Origin of the sequence: Thioclava sp. UBA3469 (assembly GCF_002378135.1) — a bacterium.
Classification (GTDB): Bacteria; Pseudomonadota; Alphaproteobacteria; order Rhodobacterales; family Rhodobacteraceae; genus Thioclava; species Thioclava sediminum.
Genome location: NZ_DFRG01000035.1, coordinates 4,319 through 9,486, shown reverse-complemented (window position 1 = coordinate 9,486; position 5,168 = coordinate 4,319). Strand labels below are relative to the sequence as shown.

Below are 5,168 nucleotides of genomic sequence, written 5' to 3'. Positions count from 1 at the left end.
GCGATCTCTCCCGCCGCCGCATCGTCGTCGAACGCATCGCCGAGGCTGATCAGCCGCGAAGGCCGGAGGCGCAGCACCTCGGCCTCCAGCCGGATCACCGTGTCGAGGCTCTCGAAAGGTGGCAGCAGCGCACCGCCGCGCCGCGCCATCCGCTCGGACTTGCCCAAGTGAAGATCGGCCACGATCAGCGAGTCTTCCCCGGGCCAAAAAAGCGCGCCCGACGGTTGCGCGATGAGCCGCTGCTCCGCGAAGGTGATCTCTCTCATTCCAGCCCCGCCTCGCGCATCATTGCCTGCGCCTCTTCTTCCATCAGCCGTGCCTCGCCCGTGCCGCCGCGAATGCCGACCTGCCCGTGCTCCAACAGCAAAGGCGCGGCCAGCGGCGTCACATGCGGGGCGCGGATATGCACGATTCTCTTGCCCTGGGCCAGCATCTCCTCGATCCGCTCGAAATCGACGAGGCCCCGGCTCGCCTCCTCGCGGGTGATGCGCAATAGCAGATGATCGGGGTCGTAGCGGCGCAGGGTGTCGTAGAGAATATCGGACGAAAACGTCGCCTGTTTGCCCGATTTGCGCTGCCCCGGCAGGTTACGCTGGATGAGGCCCGCGATCGTGGCGATGGAGCGGAAGGCGCGCTTCATCACCGCGTTGCTCTCGAGCCAGTCGCGCAAGCCTTCCCGCAACCCTTCGGCCGATAGCAGCGGCGCAGGGTCTTCGACCGGATCGATCGACCAGATCAGCAGCGCGTAATCGGTAGCCACGAAGCCCAGCGGCCCGAGCCCCGCCTGCTCCATCCGGTGGGTCAGCAGCAGCGCGAGCGTCTGATGCGCGTTGCGCCCCGCAAATCCGTAGAGACAGAAGAAAGCTCGCCCGCCGCGCAGGAAGGTCTCGCAGGTCAGCGTGCCGGGGGCGGGTAGCGTGGAAATCTCGCGCTGCAGCGCCAGCCAGTCGCGGGTGTCAGGCGGCAGTTGCTCCCAGTCCTCGGGCGTGGCGATGAGGCGTTGGACCCTTTGCGACAGCTCCAGCGAGGTCGCCATCTTCAGCCCTGAGAAGACGGCGATTTTCGGCTCGCGCGTGGCGGCGTTCGTTACCTCCACGACCATCTCGCGCAGACCTTCGTAGCGGACAACCTGCCCGCCGATTAGGAACGTGTCGCCGGGGGTGAGAGACGCGGCGAAGCCTTCCTCAACCTCGCCCAAGGGCGTGCCGCCGCGCCGGGATTTGCGGCGGACTTTCAGCTTCTCGGTCTCGGTGATCGTGCCGATATTGATCCGCAGATCGCGGGTCGCGCGGGGATCGCGGAGCTGCCATTTGCCATCACGCTGCAACAGGCGCTGCCAGCGGTCATAGGCGCGCAGCGCGTAGCCACCCGTCGCGCAGAATTCCAGACAGGCGTCGAAATCCGCGCGTGACAAATTCGCGTAGGGCCCCGCCCGCAGCACCTCGGCATAAAGCGCATCCGCCTCAAACGGCCCGGCGCAGGCGGTCAGCAGGATATGCTGACACAGCACGTCGAGCGGCCCGCGCCAGCGCCGCCCGCCGCCGTCCAGATCGTTCTCGCGCACGGCCTCCAAGGCGGCGGCGCATTCGACGATCTCGAAGCGATTGGCGGGCACGATCCGGGCGCGCGAGGGTTCGTCATAGCGGTGATTGGCGCGCCCGATCCGCTGCACGAGGCGTTTGACATTCTTCGGCGCGCCGACCTGCAGGACCAGATCGACATCGCCCCAGTCGAGCCCCAGATCGAGTGAGCCGGTGCAGACCACCGCGCGCAGCTCGCCGCTGGCCATCGCCTCCTCGACCTTGTGGCGCGCCTCGCGCGACAGCGAGCCGTGATGCAACCCGATCGGCAGGGCGTTGTCGTTGACCTCCCAGAGCGCCTGGAAGAACAGCTCGGCCTGCGCCCGGGTATTCAGGAAAACAAGGCTGAGCCGCGCGTCCTCGATCGCTGCCATCACATCTCGCGCGGCGTGCCGCCCGCCGCCACCCGCCCAAGGTGCGGGGCGCTCGGTCGGCAGCATCTCGATATCGGGGGGCGGGCCGGGATCGGCCATGATCACCCGCGCGCCGCCCATGAAATCCGCCAGCGCCTGCGGGGCCTCGACCGTGGCCGACAGACCCGTGACGGTCAGGTCCGGCGACAGGCTGCGCAGCCGCGCGACGCCCAGCATCAGCTGATCGCCGCGTTTGCTTTCGGCCAGCGCGTGGATTTCATCGAGTACCACCCGCTTCACCCCCGCGAAGATTTTCGGCGCTTCCGGGTAGGACAGCATCAGCGCGAGGCTTTCGGGCGTCGTCAGCAGGATCTGCGGCGGATCGACCCGCTGACGGCGACGCTGCGTGGCCGATGTGTCGCCGGTGCGATCCTCGATCCGCAGCTCCAGCCCGATTTCGTCCACCGGCGCGCGCAGGTTGCGGGCGATGTCCTTGGACAGCGCCTTGAGCGGCGAGACATAGAGCGTGTGCAGCCCGTCATAGCCCTCGGCCAGATCGACGAGCGACGGCAGAAACCCCGCCAGCGTCTTGCCGCCCCCGGTCGGCGCGATCAGCAGCGTATCTTCGCGCGCCGCCAGCACCTCCAGCTGATGGCGATGCGGCTGCCAGCCCCGGCTGGCGAACCAGTCGGCGAAGCGTTGCGGCAGGAGGGGCGTGGCGGCGGTGTCGGGCATCGCGTGAAAGGTAGGCGTGAGGAGCGGATGCGCAAGCTTTGCGGCACGTCTTGGCGCGGGCGGCCAGCCCGGGCCGCGCCTGCCCGTCTCTAAAGCAATGAGTCCCTGCGCCGCGACGCGCGGCGCGCTCGCCGCTGACGGCTTCCATTGGAAGCCTTCCGAAACGCGCCCCTCCCCCAACATCTCGCACCATCGCACACCCCACCCGCGCGATCTCGCCACTGTTCATTGGGCGATCCATGTTATATTCAGGCCCGCGACAGGAAATTGCCCGAGTCCCCTCGGGCGCGACAGAAACGGAAATCTTATGGCCTTTTATCGTTCCCGTAGATCCACCCATGGCCGCAACATGGCGGGTGCGCGCGGTCTGTGGCGCGCCACCGGCATGACCGATGACGACTTCGGCAAGCCGATCATCGCGGTCGTGAACTCCTTCACTCAGTTCGTGCCCGGCCACGTCCACCTCAAGGACCTCGGCCAAATGGTCGCGCGCGAGATCGAGAGCGCTGGCGGTGTCGCGAAGGAATTCAACACCATCGCCGTCGATGACGGGATCGCGATGGGCCATGACGGGATGCTCTATTCGCTGCCCTCGCGGGAAGTGATCGCCGATTCCGTGGAATACATGGTCAACGCGCATTGCGCCGATGCGATGGTCTGCATCTCGAACTGCGACAAGATCACCCCCGGCATGATGATGGCCGCGATGCGTCTGAACATCCCCGTGATCTTCGTTTCCGGCGGCCCGATGGAGGCCGGCAAGGAAGGCGCGGAAATCATCGGTCACGACCTCGATCTGGTCGATGCGATGGTGGCTGCGGCCGACGACAAATATTCCGACGAGGACGTGCTGGCGATCGAAAAGGCCGCCTGCCCGACCTGCGGGTCGTGCTCGGGCATGTTCACCGCGAACTCGATGAACTGTCTGGCCGAGGCGCTGGGTCTGGCGCTGCCGGGCAACGGCTCGATGCTGGCCACGCATGCCGACCGCAAGGAGCTGTTCCTCGAGGCAGGCCGCAAGATCGTCGAGATCACGCGCCGCCATTACGAGCTGGAAGACAAGGGCCTGCTGCCGCGCGAGATTGCGACGTTTGAAGCCTTCGAGAACGCGATGAGCCTCGATATCGCGATGGGCGGGTCCACGAATACCGTGCTCCACCTGCTGGCGATCGCGCATGAGGGCAAGGTCGACTTCACGATGGAAGACATCGACCGCCTCTCGCGTAAGGTTCCGGTGTTCTGCAAGGTCGCACCGGCGAAGCAGGACGTCCACATGGAAGACGTGCATCGCGCGGGCGGCATCATGGGCATCCTTGGCGAGATGAACCGCGCTGGTCTGATCCATCAGGATGTGCGCACCGTGCATTCGGAAACGATGGCCGAGGCGCTGTCGAAATGGGATGTGATGGTCGCCAATGACGACGCCACGGATCAGTTCTACCGCGCGGCCCCGGGCGGTGTGCGCACCACGCAGGCCTTCTCGACCGAGAACCGCTACAAAGAGCTCGACCGCGACCGCGAGGGCGGCGTGATCCGCACGGCGGAACATGCGTTTTCGCAGGATGGCGGTCTGGCGGTGCTCTACGGCAATATCGCCGAGCAGGGCTGCATCGTGAAAACCGCAGGCGTCGACGACTCGATCCTGAAATTCTCGGGCCCCGCGAAAGTGTTCGAGAGCCAGGACGACGCGGTGTCGGGCATCCTGACCGGGAAGGTCGTCGAGGGCGAAGTGGTCATCATCCGCTATGAAGGCCCGCGCGGCGGTCCGGGGATGCAGGAAATGCTCTACCCGACCTCCTACCTCAAATCGAAGGGCCTCGGCGCGAAATGCGCGCTGCTGACCGACGGACGCTTCTCGGGCGGCACCTCGGGGCTGTCGATCGGCCATGTCAGCCCGGAAGCGGAAGAAGGCGGCACGATCGGCCTCGTCGAGACCGGTGATATCATCGAGATCGACATCCCGAACCGCACGATCAACCTCGCCGTGGCCGACAATGTTCTGGCCGCGCGGCGCGAGGCGATGGGGCCGCTGCCGTGGAAACCGGCAGAGCCGCGCAAGCGCGCCGTCTCGACCGCGCTCAAGGCCTATGCGCTGCTGGCCAGCTCGGCGGCGAAGGGTGGCGTGCGCATCCTGCCCGAGTGATCGCACCCTAACGCGAATTGGAACGGCCGCCTCTCGGGGCGGCCGTTTTCATTCAGGCGGCATCGCTTTCGGGCAGGCTTTCTTCCCAACCGAGCCGCTTGCGGATCGCATGAGCGAGGTAGCTCATCGCCAGGGCCGAGGCGCCGCCCAGCACCGTGCCCGCGACCCGGCCCCATGCGTTCGACAAAGGTGCGTCATTGCCCATCGAGACCATCACGACGATCAGCGCGGTCAGGAAGGCCACGAAGGTCGGGTAATGCGCGGGCGGCGCGAACAGGATCGCAGTGACGCCGAAGATCACATAGAGCCCCGGCATCACGACACTGTCCGGCCCGAGCCACAGCACAAGCAGGCTCG

At 66.5% G+C, this 5,168-nt stretch carries 3 protein-coding genes and 1 pseudogene; 1 reads left to right on the top strand and 3 read right to left on the bottom strand.

Annotated features, from left to right (window positions below; all coding sequences use genetic code 11):
- Together B3D39_RS02745 and B3D39_RS02740 are read right to left on the bottom strand one after the other, a co-directional pair.
- Positions 1-266, bottom strand: a pseudogene (locus B3D39_RS02745) (metallophosphoesterase); the annotation flags it as partial.
- Positions 263-2,668, bottom strand: coding sequence for a ligase-associated DNA damage response DEXH box helicase (locus B3D39_RS02740; RefSeq protein ID WP_274963722.1), 2,406 nt, complete (start codon positions 2,666-2,668; stop codon positions 263-265). The pseudogene B3D39_RS02745 and the gene B3D39_RS02740, both read right to left, overlap by 4 nt.
- Before the next feature lie 307 nt (positions 2,669-2,975).
- Between B3D39_RS02740 and ilvD the strand changes: the two genes are divergently transcribed.
- The gene (gene ilvD, locus B3D39_RS02735) at positions 2,976-4,811 is read left to right on the top strand and encodes a dihydroxy-acid dehydratase (RefSeq protein ID WP_274963721.1); all 1,836 of its coding nucleotides are present in this window, start codon (positions 2,976-2,978) and stop codon (positions 4,809-4,811) included.
- A 52-nt stretch (positions 4,812-4,863) separates the two neighbouring features.
- On the opposite strand, the gene B3D39_RS02730 is transcribed toward ilvD, so the two are convergent.
- A partial coding sequence (locus B3D39_RS02730) for an FUSC family protein (protein WP_286789357.1) occupies positions 4,864-5,168 on the bottom strand: 305 nt, incomplete at its 5' end.